We start from the raw sequence: 24,175 nt of genomic DNA on the forward strand, positions 1-24,175 counted from the left end.
GCGCACCCGGTGGTGGACGTAAGAAGGCGATGTGCACAGTTGATTGCCCAGCGCTGAACTTATGGCGACTGGAGAACGTAACGGCGGAGCCCGGCGCGGTGCTGGTGGCCACAGGGAGTGCCGGCCGCCCGATGGGGCGCATGACCGTCCGCGGCCCGCATCCCCGCCACCCGGGTCTGCGCCGCGAGGTGGTCATCCGCGCGTCTATTCCTCGGGGCGGCCCATGTTCCGGAGTTCGTTCTCCACTACGAGCGCGGCCTGCCGCAGGCGGCCATCGGTGGCGACGATGTCGTCCCGTCCGAGCGTGGCGTTCAATGTGTCGCTGATCTTGAGGACCTCGCGGCTCATCTCATCCAAGGCGGCCAACCCTGCCTCGGTGACCTGGAGCGAAAGTGCCCGTTCGCTTTCTGGATGTGCGTCACGGGCAACGAAACCGCGGTTCTCCAGTTGGGTGACCATCCGCGTCATCGTCTGCGGCCGCACGTAGGAGCGGCGTGACAGCTGAGCAAGGGTCAGATGGGGCTGACTGGCCAGGATCCGCAGGGCGCTGTAACTGGACAGTGTCATCTTCCATGGGCGCAGTCGCGTGTTCCCGATCCTGGTGACCGCCCGCTCGAACCGGAAGGCGGCGTCGATCATCGAAGACGCTTCGTCCATACCGGCGGCAGCCTCGGTCGGCGAGCGACCGTCGTCGAACGGGTTGATGTAGGGCAGTGCGCTTGTCACCCATGCAGCATATGGCCTGCGGGATCGGAACTCAGCATGCTTGTAAGATACTAAGCATGCTTGTATTCTGTAAGCATGCTTACGGGAGTCGACGACTCTTCTCAGCTGTCAGGCCCCGACGCCACACGTTTCCGGGCCGTCCTCGGGCACTTCCCCAGCGGCATCACCGCTATCACTTCGCGCGATGCGCAAGGCAGGCCGGTGGGCATGACCGTCGCGTCATTCACCTCGGTATCACTCACCCCTCCACTCGTGGCGTTCCTGCCCGGCAAGACGTCGTCGACGTTCCCGGTCATCGCCGAGCGCGGCACCTTCTGCGTGAATGTCCTCGCTGCCGACCAAGAGCGGATCTGCCGTGCACTGTCGGTGTCGGGAGGCGACAAGTTCGCCGAGGTGGCCTGGCGGTCCGGGCCGCATGGAGACCCGGTCATCGACGGCGTGGTCGCCTGGATCGGCTGCACGATCGAAGCCGTGCACGACGCCGGTGACCACTACATCGTCATCGGGCGTGTCGACGACCTCGATGCCGACAGCACGGCGTCGCCCCTGCTGTTCTTCAAAAGCCGCTACAACCACCTCACATCAGCCTGATAGACGAGCACCTCGCAGCCCCACGAGGCGGAATCAAAGCCACGGGCGCCTCAGAGCACGACAGCAGGAGGTCCATCGACATGGAGTGCGGAGTTCTGAGCGAGCTGATCGCCGATCTAGCGGCGGAGTTCGACTCGCTGCGGGCGCTCATCACCTCTGGGACAGATCTGGTGCGGCCAACTCCCGCCGTCGGCTGGGACATCAGATCCAGCGTGTCGCACTTGATCGGCTGTGACCTCCTGGCCGAGGAAGCGATCGCCGCTCCCGATGAATTCCAGCGTGCCCGTCCCGCCACCGACGATGGCCTGGCCGAGCTCCTCGAAAGCCACATTGCGGCCCGCCGAGACCTCTCGGCAAAGGAACTGCGACAGGAATGGGATGAAGCCTTCGCAGCACTTCTGAGGGCTTTTGCGTCCTCGCGTCGAGACGAAAACGTTCCCTGGTTCGGGCCACCGATGAGCCCGGCGACGCTGGCCACAGCTCGCCTGATGGAATACTGGGCCCACGGCCAGGATGTCGCTGACGCCCTGAAGGTCGTCCGCCGGCCCACGGACCGGATCCGGCACGTTTGTCACCTCGGGTTCGTCACGTTCGCATTCAGCTTCGCCAACCGCGGCCTGCCCGTGCCGCCGTCCCCACCGCGTGTCGAGCTGCGCCTGCCCAGCGGCCTGCCCTGGGTCCGCGGCCCAGAAGACGGCCGCGCCTTGGTGACCGGCGACGCGCTCGACTTCGCCCTCGTGGTCACCCAGCGCAGGCACCGGTCCGACACGTCCCTGACCTGCCGAGGCGAAGTCGCCGAGCAATGGCTCGCCATCGCCCAATGTTTCGCCGGCCCGCCCGGCCCGGGCCGGGCGCCGAGCGAGGTTCCGTACTAGCGTGATGCGCCTGAAATGGCGGCTCCAGCTGATCGTTTCAGAATGAAGTTCGCAGGCGGTGGCTTTGTTCACAAGCTGCGGTTCTGGCTCGACTTCCGTTTGCGCCGTGAGGCGCTGTTGGTTCGAGTGAAGGTGGAAGACCTGCACCAACTCGCTGTCGCAACAGTCGGGTTGAAGCTGAGGGCAGCCTGATCCGGGTGATGCCGGGGAGGGCGAGAGCGGCCCTGACAACGGCGGGACGTGTCCAGTACTGCCAGATGGGGCGGGTCCGGCAAGCGTGATGGAGAGGAGTACGCGAGGAATCGGCGTTTACGTCTCTTAAAGTGCCTCCGGCTCGAACCTGGCGGATCAGGGCCGGTAGCGGTGCGTATGCAGGTCATCCTTTCGGGTGGTCTGCCAACTTCTGGGTCGGTCTACGAAAGCTGGCCGGGAGGCCACGAGGGAAGCCTGCGGCGTACTCGTGGCGATGCCGCAGGGACACAGCCGGGCTCCTCCTTCATCGAGCGAACCACAGTAAACACGGGAACCGTCCCGAACCTCGCCCCGCCACCTGCCTCCAGCAGACTGCCCGGGCTGAGCGCATCGACCGCTGATCGGTCCGGAACGGGGCGGAGCCGCCGTAGTACTCCGAGGCCGGGAGAGCCGGCCGCATGGGGAAGGGCGGCAGCGGTATCGAGAAGGGAAGGACGCTGCAATGCCGGAAGACGCCCCGCCGAATGGCGGAGCTCTGGGCCCTCGGGCCCGGGTACTGGAGATACAGACCAAGCTTCACCGTTGGACGGTGGCCGATCCCGGCCGCCGGTTCGATGACCTGTTCAACTTCGTGCACGACCCGGCGACGTTGTTGGTGGCGTTCGACCGGGTCGCGGGCAACCAGGGAGCCCGGACCCCCGGCGTCGACGGTCTGACAGCCACCGACGTCGAGGCATCGATCGGTGTTCCCGGGTTCCTGAACGACCTGCGGGCCGCCCTCAAAGACGGCTCGTTCCGTCCTCTGCCGGTACGGGAACGCAGCATTCCCAAGCCAGGAGGCTCGGGGAAAGTCCGCAAGCTCGGGATTCCGACGATCGCGGACCGGTGAGCACCTGCACGGGCCCTGGGAACCAGGTGGGACGATGGCCACCGAAGGCAAACGCGCCTACCGGCGCCGCAAAGGTCAACCCACGTGGCGGGTCGTCCGCTACGCGGACGACTTCGCGCTCCACGAGGCGCCGCACAACCGAGTGGGGGTGGAAGGACTCCACCGCCTGGCCGTCGCAGCGGCCGGGTGAAGCTGAGGGCAGCCTGATCCGGGAGACGCCGGGGAGGGTGGGAAGCAGCCCTGACAACGCCGGGACGCGTCGGCACTGCCAGACGGCGTGGGTTCGGCAAGCGAGACGAGAAGGTGTACGAGAGGAACCAGTGCCAAAGTTCCGTAAACGGCGTGCCAGCTCAAATCTGGTGGATATGGGCTGGTCAGCAGTGCGTGGGCGTCCTTCGGGTCGTCCAACTCCGAAGCCGGGGGAAGTCGCCGGTGGGGAGGCCATGGTGAACGACTGCGGCGTAGTCATGGCGATGCTGCCGGGGCAACAGCTGGGCACCTCCCTCGTCGATCGGTTGAGTGGTGAACGTGGGAACCGTCCCCGGTCGCCCTTCCTGCTGGCCATCCAGGACAGCAGTGGGCAGGTCCGTCGTCGGCTGACGGCCGTGGGGCGGGGCGGAGGCCCCGTAGTAGTCCGAGCGCGCGAGATGAAGGCCGAACGCCGGGTACTGGAGATCCAGACCAAACTGCACCGTTGGGCAAACGCCGAACGTCATCGCAGGTTCGACGACCTGTTCAATCTCGTCACCGATCCGGCGTTCTTGTTGATCGCGTGGGATCGGGTGCGGGGCAACAAGGGAGCACGCGCGGCCGGAGTGGACGGTCAGACCGCCTACTACGTGGAGTCCGTGCGGGGCGTCGAGGAATTCCTCGCGGAAGTGCGGTCCGACTTGAAGGACCGGAGCTTCCGCCCGTTGCCCGTGCGGGAGCGGATGATCCCGAAACCGGGAACGGCCAAGCGCCGCCGGCTGGGTATCCCGACCGTTCGGGACCGGGTGGTCCAAGCTTGCCTAAAGCTGGTGCTGGAGCCGATCTACGAAGCGGAGTTTCATCCGTGTTCGTATGGCTTCAGGCCAGAGCGGCGAGCGCACGACGCAGTCGCGGAGATGAGGCTTCTGGCGTCCAACTCCTATGAGTGGGTGCTGGAGGCTGACATCGCCGCGTGCTTCGACGAGATCTCGCACCCGGCCCTCATGGACCGGCTGCGGCATCGGATCGGGGACAAGCGGGTGCTCGCCGTGGTGAAGACGTTCTTGAAGGCCGGGATCCTGTCGGAGACCGGGAACGTCAGGGACACCGACACCGGGACCCCGCAAGGGGGGCATCCTTTCTCCTCTGCTGGCCAATGTGGCCCTGTCCGCTCTCGACGAGCACTTCGCGGCGAAGTGGACAGACCGCGTGGAGAGGGCCAAGCGTCGCCGTCACGGACTCGCCAACTACCGGCTCATCCGGTACGCAGACGATTTCGCGATCATGGTGTCTGGCACCAGGGCGCATGCCGAAGCCCTCCTCGACGAGGTGGCCGAGGTGCTGTCCAGGCTCGGGCTGAGGCTCGCGATGGACAAGACGAGGGTGGTCCGCATCGACGAAGGTCTCGACTTTCTCGGCTGGCGCATCCAGCGTCACCGCAAGCGAGGCACCAGCAAGTACTACGTCTACACCTACCCGGCGCAGAAGGCCGTAAGGTCGTGCGCCGGGAAGATCAAGGCGATCTGCTGGCAGGACGCGCCTGCCGCTCGAAGCTCTGATCAAGCAGCTCAATTCGCTGTTGCGGGGCTGGACCGCCTACTTCCGGCCGGGGGTGTCCCACCGGGCCTTCGAGTTTCTGCGCGCTGTCGTATGGCGTCAGATCTTCGGATGGCTCCGGCGAAAGCACCGTAAGACCAGCTGGAAGGAACTCCGCCGCCGATACTGCCGGGGCGGCTGGTGGCCCGTCGACGGAGAGAAGAAGCTGTTCAACCCGGCAGCGGTGCGGACAACCCGCTACCGCTACCGAGGAGCGGCCATTCCCTCTCCGTGGCCGAGCACGGCATGAGGAAGATCCGTGTGCCCGAAGGGACTTGTGGAGAGCCCGGTGCCTAGCAATAGGCACGCCGGGTTCGGAGGGCGGCCCGAGGAAACGGGCTGGTCGAAAGGCCAGTACCGCGCCTCGGGTCGACCCTACGTCGTCCTGGTGCATGGCACCGAAGGGGACACCGCGGCACTGCGCGAAGAAGTCGCTGACGTGCATGAGCCTCTCGGTCTGCGTCTGTCGCAGACCAAGACCCGGATCGCGCACATGAGCGACGGGTTCGACTTCCTGGGCTTCCGCATCCAGTGGAAACGCAAAGGAGGCACGACCAAATGGCACGTCTACACCTTCATCGCCGACCGGCCCATCCGGTCGCTGAAGGCGAAGGTCCGTACCCTGACAGGCAGGACATCGCAGCAGGAACTTGCCACCGTGCTGAAGAGACTCACTCAGATCATGCGCGGTTGGGCCAACTACTTCAAACACGCAGTCGCCAAGCATGTCTTCGACAGGCTCGACGCCTTCGTGTGGTGGCGTTTTATCCGCATGCTGCGGGAGCGCACCGATGGAGTTGGGGCGACGTCCGCCGCCGGTTCACCACCCCGACCGGGCGGTGGAGACCCATCGCGGCTGACCGGATCGAGCAATTCCGGATCGCATCGGTCACGGTCAGCCGCTACCGATACCGGGCCAGTACGATCCCCAGCCCATGGCAGCCTGCGAACCCCGTCTGACGGCAGAGACCGTGGAGAGCCCGTTGCGTTGAGAGGCGCACGGCGGGTTCGGCGAGAGGCCCGGAGAAACGGACCGGGAGCAATCCCGACACCGCGCTCCGGGCCTACTCAGCGCAGCGGCCACTCTGAGTGATGACCGGGCGTCCCGGGGCAGCGTCGGAAGTCGCCCGAAAACCGGCCCGCCGGGGTGGTTGGGCTGAGAGTCCGGGCCGTGGGGTATCGGTCCAACTCCCCCCCTCGGACACGTACCAATTCCCCACGGTTGTTCATCGACCATGGGGATTTGTCGTTCTTCGGGTCGAGCGTGACCTCGGCGTGCACGGTCGCTTGCGCTGGAGCGTAGGTGAGCCGGAGCCCCAGCAGGCGGTAGATTTCGGCCTTGTCTTCGGCCTCGGCTTGCTGAATGACGGTCGTCAGATCGCTGATGGACCGGACGGGCCGGGCGATCTCATCGCGGGACATTCTCGTGCCCGGCCCCTTCGATGCCGTACGGAGTTCGGCTTCGGCCCTGGCCCGACGGGTTTGTGTCTCGGCGATCCACTGTGTGACGAGGGTAAGGTCGGCGCCGGCTTCGAGGGCGGCTCGGTGGGTGGCCAGCTTGGCATCGCAGTCGGCGAGACCTCACGGGCGGCCGCGACAGCGGCGGACTCTGGTTCGGGTGCCGCTGCGGTCGTCGCCATGAGGTCGATCGTGTCGTCGAGCCGGTGCGGCAAGAACACGGTCGCTGGACGGCGGATTTGGCCCAGGCGCGAGTATCGCGGTGGGGGTTGCGGGCCCGGTCGTGGGCGGAGGGGCTGGGGATACCGTCGCGGGTCAGGCCCTCGGCGATGGCGAAGATGCCGTGGCCGCTGAGGAATTTGGTGAAGATCCTGGCCACGACCGGGGCGGTGTCCGGGTCCGGTTCGAGGCCGTGCAGACGTTTGCCGTCGGCTGCCTTACCGGGATTGGAGTGCGGGCCGAGGTCGCTGAGCCGGTATCCGTACGGAGGCCTGCCGCCGAGATAGCGGCCTTCCATCAGGACCTGGGAGGCCATGGCGGAGTGCACGCGGACCTTGATGCGGTTGCGCTCGCCCTTCGACATGCCGCCGAAGACCGACATGATCAGGTCGTGGGCCTCGTTGTCCGGATCGATGGGACCGCCGACCTCCGGTACCCACAGCGGCACGCCATAGTGGACGAAGAGCGGGAGGTGTTGCCGAACTGGCTGCCATAGAAGGCCCGCTGGGGCTCACCGATGACCACCGCGTCGAACCCACGGCGCGTATCGGCGAGTGCGGCCAGCGGGGCTGCCGCCCGGGGGCGGCGTTTCCAGGGCAGCGCACGGGTCTGGCCGACATCGAAGTACTCGGCAACGATCTCCCCACCCGCGGGTTCGATCAGCACCTGGGCCCTGTTCAACTGCCATAGGCGCGAGGCTTCCGGGTCTTGCTGGTCCTCGGTGGAGACGCGCCCGCAGAAGGCGAACAGCAGCTTGCGGTCGGCGGTGGGCACGGGTGCGGGCGTGAGTTGGTCCTTTCGGAGCCATGGGAGCGGACGGTCATCATTGGCCATTTGGGCACCTTTCCGGCCCTTGGTTGTCCTGGTCGTCCACCACCGATAGCTCGGCCTTCTGAAGAGAGCCAGCCCGCCCGGCGTGTCGGGTGAGCATCCGCAACAGGACCTCAGCGACTGGCCGGGTCAGCGTCGGGCCATCCGGTGGGAGAACGATCTGGAAGGCGTCCGGGGGCGTTTCGCCGCCGTTTTGGGGATTACGATGGCGCGAGCATCGGCGGGCTCGACTACCGACGATCTGGGAGTCGAGCCCGTGCTCTCGCATGCAGCGGCCAGTGCCGCCGCCGACGCTGGGGCGGGGCGAGGCAATGCGGCCGCCGTGGGCGGCCTGCGCACCGAGGTCCAGACCGCCCACCCCGGAACAGACACTGCCGGTCTGGAGGTCGTCATCATGGCCGTGTTCGTCACGGTGCGTGTCGCCGTCCGGCTGGTACCGGATCACCCTCTGCTCCTCTTCTCCGTCCGGCGGTAGGGGCTGGCGCGGCCTACGGCTTCTTCGTTGCCGTAGGCGGCGGCGGTGTCCAGCAGGCGGTAGCCGGCGGCCAGTGCCTCGGAGAGGGCGCGCTCGGTGTCCTCGGCGGGGATCTGGTAGACGCCGAAGCCGAGGAGCGGATCTTGACGCCGTTGTTGAGGGTGACGGTCTGCATGAGCGGGATGTCCTGCGGGTGGCGGCGGGCGGTCAGGGACGGATGAGGGCCTTGAGGACCCGGCGGTCGGCCATGGCCCGGTAGGCGTCCGGGGTCTGGTCGAGGGAGAAGGTGTGGTCGAAGACGCGGCCGGGGGCGATCGTCCCGTCCAGGACGTCGGGCAGCAGTTGCTCGATGTAGGCACGGGCGGGGCTGGCGCCGCCGGTCAGGGTGATGTTGCGCATGAACTCTGCCGGGCCGATCGGACTCTGCTCATACTGGGGGACGCCCAGGCGGCTGATGGTGCCGCCGTCCAGGACCGCGCCGAGCGCGGTGTCGAGGGCCTGGCGGGTGCCGACGGCCTCGATGACCTTGTCCACGCCGCCGGTCAGCTCGCGGATGCGGGCGATGCCCTCCTCGCCGCGCTCGGCGATCACGTCGGTGGCGCCGAACTCGCGGCCCAGGCCGGTGCGGGCTTCGTGGCGGCCGGCGAGCACGATTTGCTCGGCGCCCAGCCGCTTGGCGGCGATCACCGCGCATAGGCCGACCGCGCCGTCCCCGACCACGAGCACCGCATCGCCGCGGCCGACGCCGGCGGTGACGGCGCCGTGGTGGCCGGTGGCCATCACATCGGTCAGCGCCAGCAGCGACGGCAGCAACGCGGAGTCGGCGGCCACCGGCAGCTTCACCAAGGTGCCGTCCGCGTACGGGACACGAACGGCTTCGCCTTGGCCGCCGTCGACGCCGTCGACGCCGTAGCGGCCGCCGTTGCGGCACGAGATGTGCAGGCCCTTGGCGCAGTAGTCGCAGGTGTTGTCGCTGTAGGTGAACGGGGCGACGACCAGATCACCGGCCTTCAGGCCGGTCACTTCCGCGTCGATCTCCTCTACGACGCCGAGGAACTCATGCCCCATGGGGCGGCCGGCGTCGGTGGCGGGCATCGACGCATACGGCCACAGGTCACTGCCGCACACACAGGAGGCGACGACGCGCACCACGGCGTCGGTCGGCTGGACGATCTTCGGGTCGGGCCGGTCTTCGACACGGACGTCACCAGCTCCGTACATCACTGCTGCACGCATGAAAGGTGTTACTCCAAACGGGGGTCGTGCTGTGTGGTCGGGACGACGGGTCTCAGCGTTCGAGCATGCGGGCCTGAGCCTCGGTGTGGGTGGCGCCGGCGGCGGGCGGCAGGCTGGAGAGCTTGTCGAGTTGCTCGGCGGTCAGCGTGACGGCGTCGGCTGCGGAGTTCTCCTCGACCCGGCTGACGCGCTTGGTGCCGGGGATCGGGGCGATGTCGTCGCTTTGGGCGAGCAGCCAGGCCAGCGCCACCTGACCGGGCGTGGCACCAGCCTCATCGGCCAGGGCCTTGACCTCGTCGGCCAGTGCCAGATTGCGCTGGAAGTTCTCCCCGGTGAAGCGGGGATTGTCGCGCCTGAAGTCGTTCTCGTCGAACTGGGCGGTGGAGCGCACGGTGCCGGTCAGGAAACCGCGTCCCAGCGGGGAGAACGGCACGAGACCGATGTTCAGCACCCGCAGAACAGGCAGCACGCGCTCCTCGATACCGCGAGTGAACAGCGAGTACTCGGACTGCACCGCGGTGACGGGCTGGACGGCGTGGGCGCGGCGGATCGTGTCCGGGCCCGCCTCCGAGAGGCCAAAGGCGCGCACCTTTCCCTCGGCGATCAGCTCGCCCACGGCGCCGGCCGTCTCCTCGATCGGCGTGTTCGGGTCGACGCGGTGCTGGTAGTACAGGTCGATGTGGTCGGTGCCCAGGCGCTTGAGGGAGCCCTCGACGGCGGTGCGGATGTTGGCCGGGCTGGAGTCCAGGTTCCAGGCACCGTCGCCGCCGTGCGAGACCAGGCCGAACTTAGTGGCCAGCACCACCTGGTCCCGGCGGCCCTTCAGCGCCCGTCCGAGCAGTTCCTCGTTGGTGTAGGGGCCGTAGATCTCGGCGGTGTCGATAAGGGTGACGCCCAGCTCCAGCGCTCGGTGCACGGTCCTGATCGACTCCGCGTCGTCGGTGCCTGAGCCGGTGTAGCCGTGGGACATGCCCATCGCGCCCAGCCCGATCCGGGAGACCTCCAGGTTACGCAGCTTGATGTAGCGCATCTCGCCTTCTCCGGTCGGTAGCGTTGCCCGTTCCTCACTCTCGCCCAGCCCGGCAGGTCATGCCGGTCAGAGCTAGGCGGCGAGGAAACGGCGTCTTCCTCACTCACCTTCGCCCGGATTGCGCCCACGTGGCAGGGCGGGCTCATCAGGGGTAATGACAGGGCCCCCCACGGCCCCGCGGGACGGGCGCCCATCGGGTGAGACTGGAGTCATGGCATCGACGAGCGCGCACAGCGAGGGCGCCGAGCTGGGCCGCTACCTGCGCGCCCGCCGCACCCAGACGAGCCCCGAACACGTCGGCCTCACCATCGGGGCCGGCATCCGCCGCACCCCCGGCCTGCGCCGTGAGGAGCTGGCCACCCTGGCCGGCATCAGCATCGACTACTACGTGCGCCTGGAGCGCGGCAAGGAGACCCGCCCCAGCCCGGCCGTCCTCGACTCCCTCGCCCGCGCACTGCGCATGGACCACCAGGAACACCAGCACCTGCGCGAGCTGGCCGCCCGCGCCGCCCGCTACGTCTCCGAGCCGCCGCCCGCTCCCAGCCGCACCGTGCGCCCCCACCTGAAACTGCTGCTGGAATCACTGCGCCCGAACCCCGCCTACGTCATCAGCCGCAGCATGGACATGCTCGCCTGGAACCCCGGCGGCCTCGCCCTGTACCCGGGCCTGGAGGACTGGCCCGTCAAGCATCGCAACCTGGCCCGCTACCTCTTCCTCCACCCGGCCGCGCGTGACCTCTTCACCGACTGGGACCGGCAGATCACCGCGTGTGTCGCCCGCCTGCGCGCCATCGCCGGCACGGCTCCGGACGCCCCCGACCTCACTAACCTCGTCGGTGAGCTCCTTTTGAAGAGCCCCGACTTCGCGGGCCTGTGGGAACGCTACGAAGTCACCGGCCGCAAGCCCGCCCACAAGACCTTCCAGCACCCGCAGGTCGGAGCCATCACCCTCACCTCGCAGTCACTGCACGTCGAAGGCACCCCCGGCCAGCGCATCGGCGTCTACACCGCCGAACCCGGCAGCCCTGACCACGACGCCCTGCTGCTGCTCGACATGACCGCGCCCCAACCCACCGGACGTCCTGCTGCCACTCCGAAATCCACCGGCCAGCAGCGGTAAGAAGCTTGTGCCCTGATTGGCTTCCCCCTGTTTGTTGTCACAGTTGGATGCCAAGAGGGCAGACGTGCATCCGGAGCGTCGGAGGGGCCTCACCCGGTAATGCGGTCAGATCCGTGCTGAGCTTTGTCCGCCGGGTTCGAGGTGGCCGGGGTGTGGGGCAGAGGCCGGTCGGCGGCGCGCTTTTCCGGGGTCGGGCGGCTTGCGGGCGGCTGGGGCTGTCCGGGTTGGTCCCGGAATAGCTGTGGCGATTCAGCTGGCTGTTCTCGACCATCAGCCGCTGGTTGACGTTGCGGAGTGCCTGCATGGCGGTCTCGGCTTGGCGGCCAGCTGCGAGTGCTGCGTCTCGTTGCTCGCGCAGTTCCTCTATCTCCGTGTCGCGCAGCGAGCGGGCGTCCAGGCCGTCGCGGAAGGGGCGCCCAGTTCGTGGGCGCGGAGCGTGCGCAGCTCATTCTGGACTTCGCGAAGGACCCGTTGAAGGGCGGCATTCTGTTCCAGGAGCATGTGGTTCTCGACTTGCAGGGCCGCCTCCTTGCGGCGGTCGCTGCTGCCGTCGCCCGCGGCCCGTCTCGGGCGAGGTGGGCGTCGGTCTTGGCTTCCGCTTTGAGGTCGCGGTGGCGTTGAAGGTACTGCGGGTTGACGGCGGCCCGCCGGGTGATCTCCGCGTCGGAGAGGGCCTGGCGGTTCTTGCGCATCGCGGCCAGGACGTTCAGGACCCGCTGTCGCCACGACGCCGTTGAACGGCAGCCGCCCTGCCGGCATCGAGGATTTCGACCCGAGCGGTGGGGATCGTCGCCTGACCTGGCTGCTTGCGCGGGGCGGCCGGGCGCGTCACCGGTTGTCCTTTCGGTGATGATCGGGTCGACGGTCGGCTGGTCCAGACTCTGCCGTCCGGCCAGAACCGCCGCTACGGGGATGACGGTGAGGAACCGGTCCCTGGCGTGGAGCCAGGACTCCACCGTGGTCCGTTCCTGGTGGGTGAGGGAGCCGATGTCGGCTTCGCATTTGCCGACGTGTTCGTCGATCTGCTGGATCTCTTGGCGCAGCAGCTCCAGGTTCGCCGCGCTCAAGGGGCCCGCGGTGAGTACGCTGCCGTAGGCGCTCTCCAGCGCGGTGTCGAGCAGCATCTCACCTCTCCGCGTATTGCAGGAACAGCACACCCAGGACGACGAGTCCGGCGGCTTCCAGGATTGAGACTGCGGCCAGAAGGGCGCTCTCCGTGCTGTGGCACCAGAAGGTGATGAGTGCGGCAAAGGGAGTGACGAGGAAGACCAGCAGATCGACGACTGTCTGTGTGGTCTTGCGCGAGATCCGTCTGTCGTCGCTGCGATGGTAGGTCTCCCAGCCGAACAGCGGTTCCTCCACGTTTGTGGCCTCTGCGAGCCGGGACGCGAGCTCGGTGCGGACGTAGCGTCCGATGGCTGAGATCTTTTCGTCGTTGACCAGGTGCGTCCATCCGAGCACAAGACACACCACTGGAAGGGCCAGGGCCAGGATCAGCTGCGGGTAGTCCGTCTGCGCGGCGACAGCCGCGACGGCGGTCACGGCCGCGAGCGTCACGTACAGCAGGTTGTCCCGAAAGCCGATACGTGCACGCTGCTCGTCCTTGATCTGTGCGTACTCGGCAAGGAGCAGGGCACTGGTGCTCCGTTCTCCGTCCGTCATGACTGGCTGTCACCTTCGTTTCGCGACACCTTGGCAGGGGGTGGCTCGGTGGTACCCGTACTCGGCCCGCGGTGCCTGGACCCTCAGGGAGCTGCCGTGCTCTCAGCAGCTCCCTGGCCCGTCGGCCTCCGGATCCGGTCCGGGAGGACTCAGTCGGTGCTGTCCGCGGGCGGTGGACTGTCGGCGTTGTTCCGCTCGATCCATGCCTTCCCGTCGGCCGCGATGCCCTCCAGGAGACGGAACGTATGGGCGAAGCCGGCCGCGTCGAGGTTGATCTGCGAGAGGTCCCGAGCGTTCTCGTATGGTTCGAGCTGGTGGCTGTCGGCGTCCTTGATCCGGATGGTTCTGGCCGGGCCGTTGGAGAGGAGTAGCGCCATCTCGTAGCCGATGCGGTCGTCCTCGGTGACCTGCACGGAGGAGAACGCGTCGAAGCGGTAGTTGGTGCGTTGTTCGCCCGGGCGAGTGGCGCGGGCGAAGTCGACTTCGGTGCTGATCTCGCGGACACCGTTCCGTGTGGCCAGGAACAGCCGGAGGGTGTATCGGGAGTAGCGCCAGGGGCCGCCTCGGCGCCGTGCTCGTCGGTAGGGGCGTGCCGGTGTCGTCAGGATCGTGTGGGCGATGATGTCGTACCAGGTGAGCTGGTGGTGACGGAGCACATCGGCGGTGAACAGGACCTTGTCGTGGCTGAGCCACGCCTCCATCTCGGCGTCGGAGGGCCGGATGGCTTCCAGTTGCTCCTTCCAGCGCTGGAACTCCTCCTCACGCGCGTACATCCGCAGGTGGTACTCCTGCGTCTCCTCGGCGAACCGCTGTTCCTCGCCGCGCATGTCCAGCCACACCGACGCTGCCCGGCGCCCGCTCCCGATGGCGCCGAAGAACACGGCGAAGGTCAGGAGGCCGTGGAACGCACTCGCCGAACCTGTCGCGGCGGTGACGGTGACGGCCAGGGAGGTGACGCCCAAGACGGCGAGGGCGGGCACGCAGGCGAGTTTCGTCGTCACCGGAGTCCGGTACCGCTGCCGGTGGGCGAACAGCGTGCCGTTGTTATGGCGGTCCTTGGCGTCCCGGGCCAGGTAGCGGATCAGCCAGTTGACCCGGTCGACGCTGATTCTGCTCTCCCGGTAGAGGAACGCGACCTCGGCGGCCAGAACGGCGCGGATGCCAGTGGTGTGGGCGAGCCACTCGGGCCGGTCGCACCCGTGCGGCACGTACGTGCCGAAGTAGTGCTCGAAGGACGTGCGGACGCGGCTGGTGAACCCGTCCGCAGCGGGGGTCCCGCCGCCCGCGGACGCGAGGGAAGGGACGCCCGGGGAGTGGGCCGGATCCGGTACCTGTTCCTGATTCGACGCCTGGCCCAGCTCCTGCTCCTTGGCATGCAGCCGGTGGTTGTTGTGCCACCATCGCTGGCCGAACCGGGCGGCGAGGAATCCGGTGCCGAGCGCGATCAGCAGCTCGACGATCGCGGTCAGCGGATCCGCGATCACTGCCGAGATCCCGAGGAATCCCGCGGCGACGACGAACAGACCGGTCCAGGCCGCCAGGCGAGGACGGTAACGGAAGGCGGTGCTCTCCTCAGGAGGCCGGGTCCGTGCCCCGATGGGATCGGGCTCGAAGTAGTACCGGACCCGCCGGGAACGGTCACCACGGAACTGCCCGGCCTTGGCGAGCTCGCAGATCTCGGCCCACAGGGTGGCTTTTGTCCGGCTGGTGAGCACGAGGTCGAGGTGGTGGACGATCAGGTCACGCTGGGGCGGTGCCAGATCCCTCAGCCGCTTCAGCACGGCGGCGGTCTCACTGTCAGCTTTGCCGGGCAGTGCCAGCAGATCGAAGACGACCTGCAGACCGGGCTTCCAGTCCTTATCCTCGGCGTAGCCCTGCATGACGTCCCGCGTCCGGTCCAGCTGACGGCGCTCCTCGGCACTGAGGTCGTGGTGGGCGCGTTTGCTGAGCATGGCGAGCGCCCAGTGGAAGCGTATCTCCGGGCCGTCGTGGTTGTGGGTGATCGCGTCCCAGATCAGTTCCCGCGCCCGGCCGGGTAAGCCTTCTTCCAGACAGCGGACCCCGATCTCGTACTTCTTCTGGGGCGAAGCGTCCGGGGGGACGATGTTGAAGGTGGAGTCGTGTACGTTCGAGGCCTGGACGGCTACGAAGGAGTCATACGCCTCGTTGTGCGTGGAGGGGAAACCCTCGGTCATGCCGGGTCACCCGCCGCCGCGATCAGGGACGCAAGACCGGCGGCCAGTTCCGGGTGGTCGGCGAGCAGGCCGCGTAACTTCCTGAGCGCCAGAGCTGCCTTCTTCGGAGGCGCCGGGGCGTTCGCGGTGCACTTCTCCGCTGCGCGCCTCGCGATGCTCAGTTCGGCCTGTGCCTCGTGGTGAATGTCCGCGTCGAGGGTCCCGTCGGCGTGATGTCGTGTCAGGTCCTCGCGGAAGCGGTCCAGCTCCGCAACCAGTTCCGTCGGGGTGGACGCCTTCGGAGTTGCCCCGCCGAGGTAGACGGTGCTGCCGGTGACCTCTCCGGCCATGATTCCCACCGTGCTGGAAAAGGCCGTGTTGACGACGCTTCCGCCGCCCCTGCCAGTTCTGTCTTTCTGGGCCATGACGATCCGCTCCTCTTCCTCTGCTTCCACTGCCAGTTCTGCTTCCTTGATCAGTTCCGCAGCCAGCCGTACCGCGAAAGCCGCCGCGTTCGCCGCGGCGCGCGGTTGCCGCTCACGGTCCTCCGCGCCGTTCTTCGTGCCGTCCGCCCGGTCACTGATGCCACGGACGACGCCGACCGGCAGACCGCTGAGATGGCCGGCCTGTGCCACGCCGGCGGCTTCCATGTCGATTGCGAACGCGTCGTTGTAGTGCTGCCGGAGCCATGCGGCCGCGGCGGAATTCCGCGAATTCTGCAGGACCTCACCGGCGGCGATCGGGCCGAAGTGCACCCGCGCCACTTGCCCGTTCTCCGATGCGTGGCCGGCCCGCTCCGTCATCCGGGCCAGATGCTGGCCGAGCTGGATGAGAGGGTGCGGCGCCTCCCATGACCGGGGCCGTGCCTTGAGTCCGTCGTCCTCGCTGGTCGCGCCGTGGTAGGCATACACATGGGTGGCCATCACCACGTCGCCCAGTGCGATCGAGCTCCGCATGCGGCCGGCGACACCGACGAACAGCACGGCCACCGGAGAGAAGTGCTCGATCGCGCGCTCCGCCAGCACCGCGGCCGAATGGTTCCCCTTGCTCGTCAGACCGAGTGCCACACGGCACGAGGTGCCCGACACGGTCCCGACCTCGAACCGCGTGCCGCTCTTGTGTAGCGTCACCTGCGGATCGGCCAGTTTCTGGTGCACGGCCTCGTATTCGAGATTGAGGGCGGTGAGAATCACCACCAGGTCATTTGGCATCTCTTCTCATTCCTTCGCGTTTTCATCTGTTTGTTCTTCCGCCTGCTGTTCCGCCGGTGCCGGCACGGGCCGGACCAGCGGAGGCGAGAGCACCGTGGTCGGCCCCGCGCGGAACAGGCGTGCGGGCCGCCCCACCGTGGTCCTGCGTCCCGTCCCGGCCGGAACGATGAACCCGTCCACGGCCTGGACCTTCCGGTAGAAATTCCGGGTGTCCAGCGTGACGCCCCACACCGCCTCGTACACCTGTCGCAACTCGGCGATGGTGAAAAGGTCTCCGCAGAACGCCGTGGCCAGTGCGGAGAACTCGAGTTTCCTACGGGCGCGTTCAATTCCGTCCGTCACTATCCGATCGTGATCGAAAGCGAGCTTCACCTGCCCGGAAAGGACCGTGTCCGTCGGAATCCAAGAGGCATTCGCGGCATCGGTTCCCGCGACCGGCTCAGGAAGGCGCGGTGCGATCGCCAGATGCGCAACCGAGACGACCCGCCCGCGCGGATCACGCCCTGGATCCCCATAGGTGGCCAACTGCTCCAGATGAAACTGCCGGGCGTCAACAGCGGTCTCCTCGCCCAACTCGCGGCGAGCGGCCTCCGGGATCGCCTCACCGGCGTGGTTGAGGAAACCGCCGGGCAGCGCCTGCATGCCGACGAAGGGTTCCTTGCCTCGCTCCACGAGCAGGACACACAGCCGTCCCTCGCGCAACGTCAGGATTACAAGGTCAACTGTGAGCAGAACGGACGGCGGAGCCCAGGAATCATCACGCATGGTGCCGACTGTAACGAATTACTGTCACATTGACAATATGTTTGCTCGATCTGCCCTCTGCGGCAGATCACCTCCGCGACCCGGACGAGCAAGAACCGGGCGAGTGGTGTAACCCCAGCTGGTGAGCGTCGGTCAGGGGCTGCCGAGTCTCCTGGGAAGGGACATCATGAAACAAAATGCACGTCTGAAGATATTCACGGATGAAACAGCAAGGCCGGTGTTGGACCGGGAACTTGTGGGCGATCTGTCGGTCCGGGCGAAGGCGACGGGCTGCAGCTGAGGGTGGGCTCCTGGCCCAGCTGACGAACGTAATCGTCGAGGGCGCTCTCATCCGGACCAGGGGCGCATGAGCGCCTCCGCCCAACCTGGAGTTTGCGCTCTAGTCGTCGGTCACGAAGAGTGAAGCTCCAGCTGAGCCACGATCGGTGTGATTCGTGGGGTATTGGTCCAGATAGCCCTCGGACACTGACCGTATCCCCAACTTGTGCGGGTCGAGCGTTGCCTCGGCCCGTTTTTCGGGCTCGTAGGTCAGCTTGAGCCCGAGGTTCCCGAAACGATATTCCCTGACCTGCGAAATCCAAGCCAGAGGATAAGAAGCAGCTTCGTAAGCGCTGGTCGAAGCGCTACTTCTCCGAGAACCCCCATGGACGCAACCCTGCCTCCATGCACGATCGCACTGCTGGGGCAACGCGCTTGTGGGCGCTGAGCGGGGCGGCTTGCCGATGGCAAGCCGCCCTGGGCCGCTGTTACGACGGTTCGGGAGCTTTCCAGCGGGTGATCGAGAAGGTCACCGAGGCGGGGGCCTTGGCGGTTACGGCGGTCACCTTCAGCAGAGCGACGTCCTTGTCGAGACTGTCGAACCTGCAGAACCGGTCCCCGGTCCGCAGTTCGGAGACCGGTACCTCGAGTTCGTTGCTCTCGCCGCGCGCCGCGGCGTCCTGGCAAGCGGTGAGGTCCAGGTCGGCGGTGCCCTCCACCCGGGCCACGTATCCGCGGAACCACATCTTCGGGCTTCCGGACAGACAGCTCGGAGAGTACTCGATGTCTCCGCCGCCGCCGTTCAGCCTGCTCCTGTAGGTAACGACCGGCATGTCCGAACCGAGCCCAACGCTGCCCAGGACGCAGCCGCGCGCCTTGGCCACGTCGTCGGACACGGTGACGGGCTGGTTCTCGTAGACCTTGTCACCGGGCTGCGCCGGCGCGCCCTCGGTCTTCGCCGGCCCGGCCCACACGGTCGCCGACAATGTCAGCTCCCCGACGGGGGATCCGCTCACCTTCACCACGCGCAGGAGGACCACGCGGCCGCCCGCGGCGAAGTCCTCGCAGAACCGGTCCCCCGCCGCCAGGGCCCCGGTCTTGTAGCGGTCGACGTGCGTGCCGTTGCCGACCGCTGCCCGTGCGGCATCCTGGCAGGCCTCCTGGTCGAGATCCCCGGCGTCCGCGGCAACCTTGGCGACGGGCACGTCGTCGAAGTCCAGCACCTCGTTGTCCCAGGAGCAGGGAGGCTCCCATGACAGGACAGGCGGCCTGCCCTCGTCCGTCTGGTTCCCGTCGTCGTTCAGGCGCGGGTTCGACTCACGGGGCCCGAGGACGCGCGGCCCGCTGTCCGCGAACTCCACGTAGAAAGAGAAGTCGGACGGGCATCCGTTCTTGATCGCCTGGACATTACTCAGTGAGACTTCCTTGTCCCGGTAGAGCAGCCCGGTCCTGGAATCCGCCGACGCACCGGACGCTGACCCTTTCGACGCACCGGACGCTGATCCGGTCAGCCCCTCGGACTGCCCATCGCCGCCCCCACAACCTGCGAGAACCGCTGCCAGAAGCAGCACCAGGCCACCGCCCCGTAAAGCCTTCCCCTGACGACCGTTGGTCCGCCACACGTCATCTCCCCCATCGGATTGGAAGCCACCCACCGTACCGAAGCGACTACTGGGACGGTACCGACAGCAGCGGAGGATCGCACACCCGGCCTTTTTCTCGTGGTTGGCCGCGTGACGCCCGCCTCTGGCATCAGGCGGTTACGGCGTGCGGCGCCTGTAGGCCATGCGCCTCCACGGCTGCATGGACCACGTCGCTCGTGATGCCGCGGATATCAAGGTCCAGGTGTCGCACGCTGCCGGATAGAAGCGAACGGTCAGAGCCCCTCCGGACCCGCTGAAGACCTCGGCGATGGAGTAGTCCAGGATGATCCTCAGGAGCGTGATCCTTGGCCCACCGCAGGGTCCTGCCCCAGGCTGAGACGGACGCAGACATCGGCGGCGGCGCTCACCCTGACGAGTACGGACCTCGTATCCGGCTGCGCCGTACAGACCTTCTGCCACGTGTTCGCGTGCCGACAGCGGCCGCGGCCCGGTGGCCGCGGCCGCCGTCGGCTCGGCGGCCCGTCGACGGCCGGCCCGGCCATCCGCCCCGTGGCCGGGGACGACATGGCTCGGCCGCGCTCGTCCAGGGGGCGGTCCGTGCAGGCGTGAGCGTTTGCGCGGGCTCAGGGGGACGTGGTCCAGCGTGGCGCGGTCTCGGCCCACTTGGCGTCCCACTGGGCGAGATTGCGCCGACGCAGGACCACGGTGACGCTGCGGTAGGCGGCGGCACCGGCGAGGGCCACGGTCAGGAAGGCGATGAGCGCCCAGCCCATGGTGCGGCTGCGGATCTGTTTGGCGGGCATGGGCGGCTCGGCGATCGCTCCGTCCGCGTCGAGCCATACGTCGACGGAGCTGCCTGCGCTGAGTCCGGGCAGGACGTCGGTCTTGGCGGTGCGGATCCGTCCGTCCGGGTCGGTGTAGCGGACCGTGGCCGGATAGCGGTTCTCTCTCGCCTCCGCCGATCCGGGCTCCGGATGGTCCGGGGCGTCGTGGGTGAGGACGGCGGTGGTCAGGCGCAGGGTCTGCCTCTGGTGCTCGGCGGCCGCGCGGTAGTGCCGGTGGGCGGCGTCACCGATGGCGAACATGGCACCGAGCCCCAGGACCGGTACGAGCAGCAGCATCGCCAGGGCGATCCGGCCCTGGAGGCGGTCGGTGCGCCGGTACAGCGGATTGCGCCGCCAGCGCCACAGCGACAGGGGGTGCACGAGCTCGTGGTGCGGGGGATCCGGGGGCTGTGCGGGTGGTGGCACGCCGGACACAGTGGTTCTCCTTTCCGGGGCAGGGGGTGGCGTACAGCAGACCCCGGCCGGTGAGGCGGCGGGGTCAGGGGGGGCAGCGGGGCCGGCGAGGTCAGCGGAAGAGCGGGCCGGGCCCGGGTGGGGACGTGCCCCTGGCCGACGGATGTCCGTGCGCGGCCCGCAGCATCTTGGCGGCACCGCGGATCGCCGCGGTGTGCGGTGTGGGAACCGTCCGCAGGGGCGCGTGCGTGCCGCCGACGAGCCGGTGCGTGAGGTCGGGGCGCAGTGCGCCGCCACCGGCCAGGAGGGCACCCCGGCTCAGGGCCTCGGCGGTGAGGGACGTGCGGTCCTGCCGGAGCATGGAGGTGATCATGATGCTGATGGCTTCGCTGATCTCCGCCGTGGCGTCGGCGTCCGCGAGGTCGGTGGTGCCGGCGAGGTCGGTGGCGTCTGCGAGGTCGGTGGTGCCCAGGGCGGTGCGGCGGGCGTCGAAGACCAGTCCGTCGACGAGGAGGACCACCTCGGTGAGGTGGGCGCCGATGTCCACCACGAGCAGCGGCAGGGAGAGGTCGGCGCCCGCGGCCAGGGCGATGGCGCGCGCGGTGGGGACGGTCAGGACCGCGCGGGGGCGGAGCACTTCCACGGCGGCGCGGGCCCGTTCCCGGTAGGCGGGGCCGCCCAGCACCGGCGCGGTGACCACCACCAGCGGGCGGGTGAGGCGGGGCAGGCGGTGGCTGAGGAGCCGGTCGAGCATCCGGGCCGTTCCCGGAACGTCGACGATGGCGCCGCGCTGGACCGGGTACACCGCCCCAGCACCGGGGAAGGTGATGGTGGGTACGTCGAGGACCATCCCGCGGCCGGCTATCCAGGCGCGGGTGCGGGCGCTGCCCAGGTCCAGGGCGAGGCCGCAGCAGTGCCGGCACAACGGCCAGGGCCGGTGCCGGTGCCCGGCGGGGGAGCCAGGCCGGAAGCGGCGGCGGACGGTCATCGTCCGGCCTCCCGCACCTGCTGGCACCGTGCGCAGTAGCGGGCCTGTGGAACGATCATCAGCCGGTCGCGCTCGACGGGGCGACGGCACAGGTGGCACGTGCCGTAGCGGCCCTCGACGATGCGTCGCAGCGCCGCCTCCACGTCGGCGAGGACCATGCGCGCGGAGGCGGCGACTTCGACGTGCACTTCGGCCTGTGCCGCGGAGCGGCGCCGGAGCAGGTCCTCGGCGCGGGACGGCGCGGCGATCTGCCGCAGCTGTTCCTGGCGGAACAGGCGCTGTTCGTGGAGGTTCTCCCGCAGCGCGGCGAGGTCCTCGGGCGACAGGTGCGCGGCACGGTCGCCGACGGTCTGGTGGTTCACCACTTCACCCCTTTGAACAGGGCGGAGACGAAAACAGGGGGGCGGGCGGAGCGGGTCAGGCGGTGGCGCGGCCCTGGCAGGCGACGCAGTACCGGGTGTAGGGCAGGATCTCCAGGCGTTCGGCGGGGACGGGCTTGGCGCAGCCCTGGCAGGTGCCGTAGGTGCCGTCCTCCACGCGGGCGAACGCCTCGTCGATCTCGGTGAGGACGCGCTGGATCGCCTCCCTCTGCGCGGACACCAGATGGGCGTCCGTGCTCGGGGCGCTCTCGTCGAGGGCACGCAGCTGAGCCAGCCGGCTGTTGCGGGCGTGTTCGAGGCGCTGACGGGTTTCATGAGAGGTCAGCCGCCCGGGGCGGGGACCGGTCTGGGCGGTGTTCAGCGGCACGATGAGGTCCTTTCGCGAAAGCGCGCCAGGCGCGGCAGTGGCCGCCCGGTACGGCCGGTGCGCGCGGTCTCCACGACCGCGCGCACCGGCCGTACCGGACGGCTCGATCACCTTCGACTCTGCTCGACCCGGCGTCGGAAGCCCATCGGGCGCGGACCCCATTTGCCCGGGGCAGCGGTGACCACGGGGCGATGGCGGGGGAGGGCGCATGGGTACCCGATGACCTCGGATATGGGTGACGGGCCCCATCGACCGCGCGCGGTGCGGGAGGCAGGCTGTGTCAGGCTCGGTCGTGATCAGTTGTGGCGGCTCCGCCGGGGTGCGAGGGGCGACAGTAGAGCTGATCAGTAGAGCTGATCACACGCGGAGCGCAGAAGGAGGAACGTCCCCGGTGTCGCTGTTCTGGCGGATCTTCGGGCTCAACGCCCTGGTGCTGGGCACCGCTACGGCGCTGCTGCTGTGGGCGCCGGTGACCGTCTCCGTGCCGGTGCTGCTGACCGAGGCGATCATCCTGGTCGGCGGTCTCGCCGTCATGCTGGTCGCCAACGGCACCCTGCTGCGCTGGGGCCTGGCCCCGTTGGACCGGCTGACCAGGCTGATGACCACCGTCGACCTGCTGCGACCGGGCCAGCGGCTGCCCGTGCCCGGCGCCGGCGGCGGCAGCGAGGTGTCCGAGCTGATCCGCACCTTCAACGCCATGCTCGACCGGCTGGAGCACGAACGGGCCACGTCCAGCGCTCGGGCGCTGCTGGCCCAGGAGGCGGAACGCCGCCGCATCGCCCAGGAACTGCACGACGAGGTCGGGCAGAGCATGACCGCGATCCTGCTGGTGCTCAAGCGCGCCGCGGACGACGCCCCCGAGCCGCTGCGCGAGGAGCTCCAGCAGGCCCAGGAGATCACCCGGGAGAGCCTGGACGAGGTCCGCCGCCTGGTGCGCCGCCTGCGGCCCGGCGTCCTGGACGACCTGGGCCTGGTCAGCGCACTGACCTCGCTCACGCAGGACTTCGCCACGCACACCGGGCTGCGGGTCGTGCGCCGCCTCGATTCCGATCTGCCCACCCTCGACCAGGAGAGCGAGCTCGTGCTGTACCGGGTGGCTCAGGAGAGCCTGACCAACGCCGCCCGCCATGCGGACGCGCGGCAGGTCGAGGTGAGCCTGCGCCGGGTGGGCGAGGCGGTGGTGCTGGAGATCACCGACGACGGCCGCGGCATCGAGGCCGCCTGCGAAGGCGCCGGGATCCGCGGCATGCGCGAACGGGCCCTGCTCGCCGGGGCCACCCTGGACATCACCTCGACGCCCGGCACCGGTACCCGGATCCGCCTCATCACACCCGCCCCCAGGAAGCAGCTCTGACCATGCCCGATCCGACCCCGCCCGGACCCACCACGGCCTCGGCACCGTCCGCCACGACCGGGAAGCCGATCCGCATCCTGCTCGCCGACGACCACGCTCTCGTACGCCGCGGCGTACGCCTGATCCTCGACAGGGAACCCGACCTGGAGGTCGTCGCCGAGGCCGGGGACGGTGCCGAGGCCATCGAGGCGGCCCGGAGCCAGGAGATCGACCTGGCCGTGCTGGACATCGCCATGCCGCGCCTGACCGGTCTTCAGGCCACCCGGGAGCTGGTGGCGCTCAAGCCGGGTCTGCGCATCCTGATGCTGACGATGCACGACAACGAGCAGTACCTGTTCCAGGCACTCAAGGCCGGGGCCTGTGGCTATGTGCTGAAGTCGGTTGCCGACCGCGACCTGGTCGCCGCCTGCCGGGCCGCGATGCGCAACGAGCCGTTCCTCTACCCCGGCGCGGTCACCGCCCTCATCCGCAACTACCTGGAACGCGTCCGCCACGGCGAGGAAGACCCCGACCAGCTCCTCACCCCCCGTGAGGAGGAGGTCCTCAAACTCGTCGCCGAAGGGCACTCCTCCAAGGAGATCGCCGAGATCCTGTTCATCAGCGTCAAGACCGTGCACCGCCACCGGGCCAACCTCCTGCACAAGCTCGGTCTGCACGACCGGCTGGAGCTGACCCGCTACGCCATCCGCGCAGGTCTCATCGAACCCTGACGCCCGCCCCGCACCGACGTACGGGGCTCCGGTCGTC

Annotated in this window: 26 protein-coding genes and 2 pseudogenes; 11 read left to right on the top strand and 17 right to left on the bottom strand. The window is 68.5% G+C overall.

The genetic code is table 11. The annotated features are described in order from the left end of the window. Positions 1-204 precede the first annotated feature (204 nt). Positions 205-726 (bottom strand): MarR family winged helix-turn-helix transcriptional regulator, encoded by a 522-nt coding sequence (locus tag N6H00_RS31715; RefSeq protein WP_268975257.1) that lies wholly within the window; start codon positions 724-726, stop codon positions 205-207. 75 nt (positions 727-801) lie between these two features. Here N6H00_RS31715 and N6H00_RS31720 point away from each other — a divergent pair, with 75 nt between their 5' ends. The 8 genes and pseudogenes from N6H00_RS31720 to N6H00_RS31745 all read left to right on the top strand — a co-directional run bounded on the left by N6H00_RS31720 (position 802) and on the right by N6H00_RS31745 (position 6,151). After that, a complete protein-coding gene (locus N6H00_RS31720; protein ID WP_268975258.1) occupies positions 802-1,317 on the top strand; it encodes a flavin reductase family protein in 516 nt (171 codons plus the stop codon). Positions 1,318-1,397: 80 nt separating this feature from the next. Then, positions 1,398-2,192 (top strand): TIGR03084 family metal-binding protein, encoded by a 795-nt coding sequence (locus N6H00_RS31725; protein ID WP_268975259.1) that lies wholly within the window; start codon positions 1,398-1,400, stop codon positions 2,190-2,192. Between the two features lie 42 nt (positions 2,193-2,234). Next, entirely contained in the window at positions 2,235-2,384 is a 150-nt protein-coding gene (locus N6H00_RS31730; RefSeq protein WP_268975260.1) for a hypothetical protein, read from the top strand. A gap of 589 nt (positions 2,385-2,973) precedes the next feature. Continuing rightward, entirely contained in the window at positions 2,974-3,273 is a 300-nt protein-coding gene (locus tag N6H00_RS40250; RefSeq protein WP_329618582.1) for a hypothetical protein, read from the top strand. 932 nt (positions 3,274-4,205) lie between these two features. After that, positions 4,206-4,523: pseudogene (locus N6H00_RS40255) on the top strand (reverse transcriptase domain-containing protein); the annotation flags it as partial. Between the two features lie 97 nt (positions 4,524-4,620). Continuing rightward, positions 4,621-5,154 carry a reverse transcriptase domain-containing protein gene (locus tag N6H00_RS40260; protein ID WP_329618698.1) on the top strand — a complete coding sequence of 178 codons (534 nt, stop codon included), beginning with the start codon at positions 4,621-4,623 and terminating at the stop codon, positions 5,152-5,154. Then, positions 5,042-5,308, top strand: coding sequence for a group II intron maturase-specific domain-containing protein (locus tag N6H00_RS40265; RefSeq protein WP_329618583.1), 267 nt, complete (start codon positions 5,042-5,044; stop codon positions 5,306-5,308). The genes N6H00_RS40260 and N6H00_RS40265 overlap by 113 nt, the downstream gene beginning before the upstream one ends. 243 nt (positions 5,309-5,551) lie before the next feature. Then, complete coding sequence (locus N6H00_RS31745) at positions 5,552-6,151, top strand: group II intron maturase-specific domain-containing protein (protein WP_268977191.1); 600 nt, start codon at positions 5,552-5,554, stop codon at positions 6,149-6,151. Here N6H00_RS31745 and N6H00_RS31750 read toward each other — a convergent pair. The 7 genes and pseudogenes from N6H00_RS31750 to N6H00_RS31775 form a co-directional block, all read right to left on the bottom strand. After that, entirely contained in the window at positions 6,127-6,480 is a 354-nt protein-coding gene (locus N6H00_RS31750) for a hypothetical protein (protein WP_268975261.1), read from the bottom strand. The two genes, N6H00_RS31745 and N6H00_RS31750, sit on opposite strands and share 25 nt — an antisense overlap. Then, entirely contained in the window at positions 6,467-7,117 is a 651-nt protein-coding gene (locus N6H00_RS40630; RefSeq protein ID WP_443073251.1) for a recombinase family protein, read from the bottom strand. Before N6H00_RS40630 ends, N6H00_RS31750 begins: the two co-directional genes overlap by 14 nt. A gap of 2 nt (positions 7,118-7,119) precedes the next feature. Beyond that, the gene (locus N6H00_RS31755) at positions 7,120-7,569 is read right to left on the bottom strand and encodes a hypothetical protein (protein ID WP_268975262.1); all 450 of its coding nucleotides are present in this window, start codon (positions 7,567-7,569) and stop codon (positions 7,120-7,122) included. After that, positions 7,559-8,011: a hypothetical protein gene (locus tag N6H00_RS31760; RefSeq protein ID WP_268975263.1), complete on the bottom strand. Its 453-nt coding sequence runs from the start codon at positions 8,009-8,011 to the stop codon at positions 7,559-7,561. Before N6H00_RS31760 ends, N6H00_RS31755 begins: the two co-directional genes overlap by 11 nt. A 35-nt stretch (positions 8,012-8,046) precedes the next feature. Further along, positions 8,047-8,216: pseudogene (locus N6H00_RS31765) on the bottom strand (aldo/keto reductase); the annotation flags it as partial. A gap of 32 nt (positions 8,217-8,248) precedes the next feature. Next, positions 8,249-9,277 carry a zinc-binding dehydrogenase gene (locus tag N6H00_RS31770; protein ID WP_268975264.1) on the bottom strand — a complete coding sequence of 343 codons (1,029 nt, stop codon included), beginning with the start codon at positions 9,275-9,277 and terminating at the stop codon, positions 8,249-8,251. Between the two features lie 52 nt (positions 9,278-9,329). Then, positions 9,330-10,307 carry an aldo/keto reductase gene (locus tag N6H00_RS31775; RefSeq protein ID WP_268975265.1) on the bottom strand — a complete coding sequence of 326 codons (978 nt, stop codon included), beginning with the start codon at positions 10,305-10,307 and terminating at the stop codon, positions 9,330-9,332. 211 nt (positions 10,308-10,518) lie between these two features. On the opposite strand from N6H00_RS31775, the gene N6H00_RS31780 reads away from it, so the two are divergent. Beyond that, complete coding sequence (locus tag N6H00_RS31780; RefSeq protein WP_268975266.1) at positions 10,519-11,427, top strand: helix-turn-helix transcriptional regulator; 909 nt, start codon at positions 10,519-10,521, stop codon at positions 11,425-11,427. Positions 11,428-12,552: 1,125 nt separating this feature from the next. Here the strand turns inward: N6H00_RS31780 and N6H00_RS31785 are convergent. The 9 genes from N6H00_RS31785 to N6H00_RS31825 form a co-directional block, all read right to left on the bottom strand. Continuing rightward, positions 12,553-13,089 carry a hypothetical protein gene (locus N6H00_RS31785; RefSeq protein WP_268975267.1) on the bottom strand — a complete coding sequence of 179 codons (537 nt, stop codon included), beginning with the start codon at positions 13,087-13,089 and terminating at the stop codon, positions 12,553-12,555. Positions 13,090-13,238: 149 nt separating this feature from the next. Then, positions 13,239-15,284 carry a hypothetical protein gene (locus tag N6H00_RS31790; protein WP_268975268.1) on the bottom strand — a complete coding sequence of 682 codons (2,046 nt, stop codon included), beginning with the start codon at positions 15,282-15,284 and terminating at the stop codon, positions 13,239-13,241. Continuing rightward, positions 15,281-16,474 carry a 5'-methylthioadenosine/S-adenosylhomocysteine nucleosidase family protein gene (locus N6H00_RS31795; protein ID WP_268975269.1) on the bottom strand — a complete coding sequence of 398 codons (1,194 nt, stop codon included), beginning with the start codon at positions 16,472-16,474 and terminating at the stop codon, positions 15,281-15,283. Before N6H00_RS31795 ends, N6H00_RS31790 begins: the two co-directional genes overlap by 4 nt. Before the next feature lie 6 nt (positions 16,475-16,480). Next, positions 16,481-17,239, bottom strand: a complete 759-nt coding sequence (locus tag N6H00_RS31800; RefSeq protein ID WP_268975270.1) for an NUDIX hydrolase — start codon at positions 17,237-17,239, stop codon at positions 16,481-16,483. Between the two features lie 746 nt (positions 17,240-17,985). Continuing rightward, positions 17,986-18,858 carry a hypothetical protein gene (locus N6H00_RS31805; RefSeq protein WP_268975271.1) on the bottom strand — a complete coding sequence of 291 codons (873 nt, stop codon included), beginning with the start codon at positions 18,856-18,858 and terminating at the stop codon, positions 17,986-17,988. Positions 18,859-19,724: 866 nt separating this feature from the next. Beyond that, positions 19,725-20,360 (bottom strand): Rv1733c family protein, encoded by a 636-nt coding sequence (locus tag N6H00_RS31810; protein WP_268975272.1) that lies wholly within the window; start codon positions 20,358-20,360, stop codon positions 19,725-19,727. Positions 20,361-20,451: 91 nt separating this feature from the next. Continuing rightward, a complete protein-coding gene (locus N6H00_RS31815) occupies positions 20,452-21,327 on the bottom strand; it encodes a rod shape-determining protein (protein WP_268975273.1) in 876 nt (291 codons plus the stop codon). After that, positions 21,324-21,692, bottom strand: a complete 369-nt coding sequence (locus N6H00_RS31820) for a TraR/DksA family transcriptional regulator (protein ID WP_268975274.1) — start codon at positions 21,690-21,692, stop codon at positions 21,324-21,326. Before N6H00_RS31820 ends, N6H00_RS31815 begins: the two co-directional genes overlap by 4 nt. Positions 21,693-21,744: 52 nt before the next feature. Beyond that, positions 21,745-22,074, bottom strand: coding sequence for a TraR/DksA family transcriptional regulator (locus N6H00_RS31825; RefSeq protein WP_268975275.1), 330 nt, complete (start codon positions 22,072-22,074; stop codon positions 21,745-21,747). A 391-nt stretch (positions 22,075-22,465) separates the two neighbouring features. Here N6H00_RS31825 and N6H00_RS31830 point away from each other — a divergent pair, with 391 nt between their 5' ends. Both N6H00_RS31830 and N6H00_RS31835 read left to right on the top strand, forming a co-directional pair. Then, a complete protein-coding gene (locus tag N6H00_RS31830; protein WP_268975276.1) occupies positions 22,466-23,428 on the top strand; it encodes a HAMP domain-containing sensor histidine kinase in 963 nt (320 codons plus the stop codon). Positions 23,429-23,430: 2 nt separating this feature from the next. Beyond that, positions 23,431-24,138 (top strand): response regulator, encoded by a 708-nt coding sequence (locus N6H00_RS31835; protein WP_268975277.1) that lies wholly within the window; start codon positions 23,431-23,433, stop codon positions 24,136-24,138. Positions 24,139-24,175 lie beyond the last annotated feature (37 nt).

The organism is Streptomyces sp. S465 (assembly GCF_026898115.1).
GTDB classification, from domain to species: domain Bacteria; phylum Actinomycetota; class Actinomycetes; order Streptomycetales; family Streptomycetaceae; genus Streptomyces; species Streptomyces luomodiensis.

What these genes read in the sequence shown, in the direction of transcription:
- N6H00_RS31775 (WP_268975265.1), bottom strand. Translation starts at nt 10,307, where the DNA reads ATGCGCTACATCAAGCTGCGTAACCTGGAGGTCTCCCGGATCGGGCTG.
- N6H00_RS31785 (WP_268975267.1), bottom strand. Translation starts at nt 13,089, where the DNA reads ATGACGGACGGAGAACGGAGCACCAGTGCCCTGCTCCTTGCCGAGTAC.
- N6H00_RS31795 (WP_268975269.1), bottom strand. Translation starts at nt 16,474, where the DNA reads ATGCCAAATGACCTGGTGGTGATTCTCACCGCCCTCAATCTCGAATAC.
- N6H00_RS31730 (WP_268975260.1), top strand. Translation starts at nt 2,235, where the DNA reads ATGAAGTTCGCAGGCGGTGGCTTTGTTCACAAGCTGCGGTTCTGGCTC.
- N6H00_RS40630 (WP_443073251.1), bottom strand. Translation starts at nt 7,117, where the DNA reads ATGTCGGTCTTCGGCGGCATGTCGAAGGGCGAGCGCAACCGCATCAAG.
- N6H00_RS31790 (WP_268975268.1), bottom strand. Translation starts at nt 15,284, where the DNA reads ATGACCGAGGGTTTCCCCTCCACGCACAACGAGGCGTATGACTCCTTC.
- N6H00_RS31780 (WP_268975266.1), top strand. Translation starts at nt 10,519, where the DNA reads ATGGCATCGACGAGCGCGCACAGCGAGGGCGCCGAGCTGGGCCGCTAC.
- N6H00_RS31835 (WP_268975277.1), top strand. Translation starts at nt 23,431, where the DNA reads ATGCCCGATCCGACCCCGCCCGGACCCACCACGGCCTCGGCACCGTCC.
- N6H00_RS31750 (WP_268975261.1), bottom strand. Translation starts at nt 6,480, where the DNA reads ATGTCCCGCGATGAGATCGCCCGGCCCGTCCGGTCCATCAGCGATCTG.
- N6H00_RS31815 (WP_268975273.1), bottom strand. Translation starts at nt 21,327, where the DNA reads ATGACCGTCCGCCGCCGCTTCCGGCCTGGCTCCCCCGCCGGGCACCGG.
- N6H00_RS31770 (WP_268975264.1), bottom strand. Translation starts at nt 9,277, where the DNA reads ATGCGTGCAGCAGTGATGTACGGAGCTGGTGACGTCCGTGTCGAAGAC.
- N6H00_RS31745 (WP_268977191.1), top strand. Translation starts at nt 5,552, where the DNA reads ATGAGCGACGGGTTCGACTTCCTGGGCTTCCGCATCCAGTGGAAACGC.
- N6H00_RS31720 (WP_268975258.1), top strand. Translation starts at nt 802, where the DNA reads ATGCTTACGGGAGTCGACGACTCTTCTCAGCTGTCAGGCCCCGACGCC.
- N6H00_RS31800 (WP_268975270.1), bottom strand. Translation starts at nt 17,239, where the DNA reads ATGCGTGATGATTCCTGGGCTCCGCCGTCCGTTCTGCTCACAGTTGAC.
- N6H00_RS31725 (WP_268975259.1), top strand. Translation starts at nt 1,398, where the DNA reads ATGGAGTGCGGAGTTCTGAGCGAGCTGATCGCCGATCTAGCGGCGGAG.
- N6H00_RS31755 (WP_268975262.1), bottom strand. Translation starts at nt 7,569, where the DNA reads ATGGCCAATGATGACCGTCCGCTCCCATGGCTCCGAAAGGACCAACTC.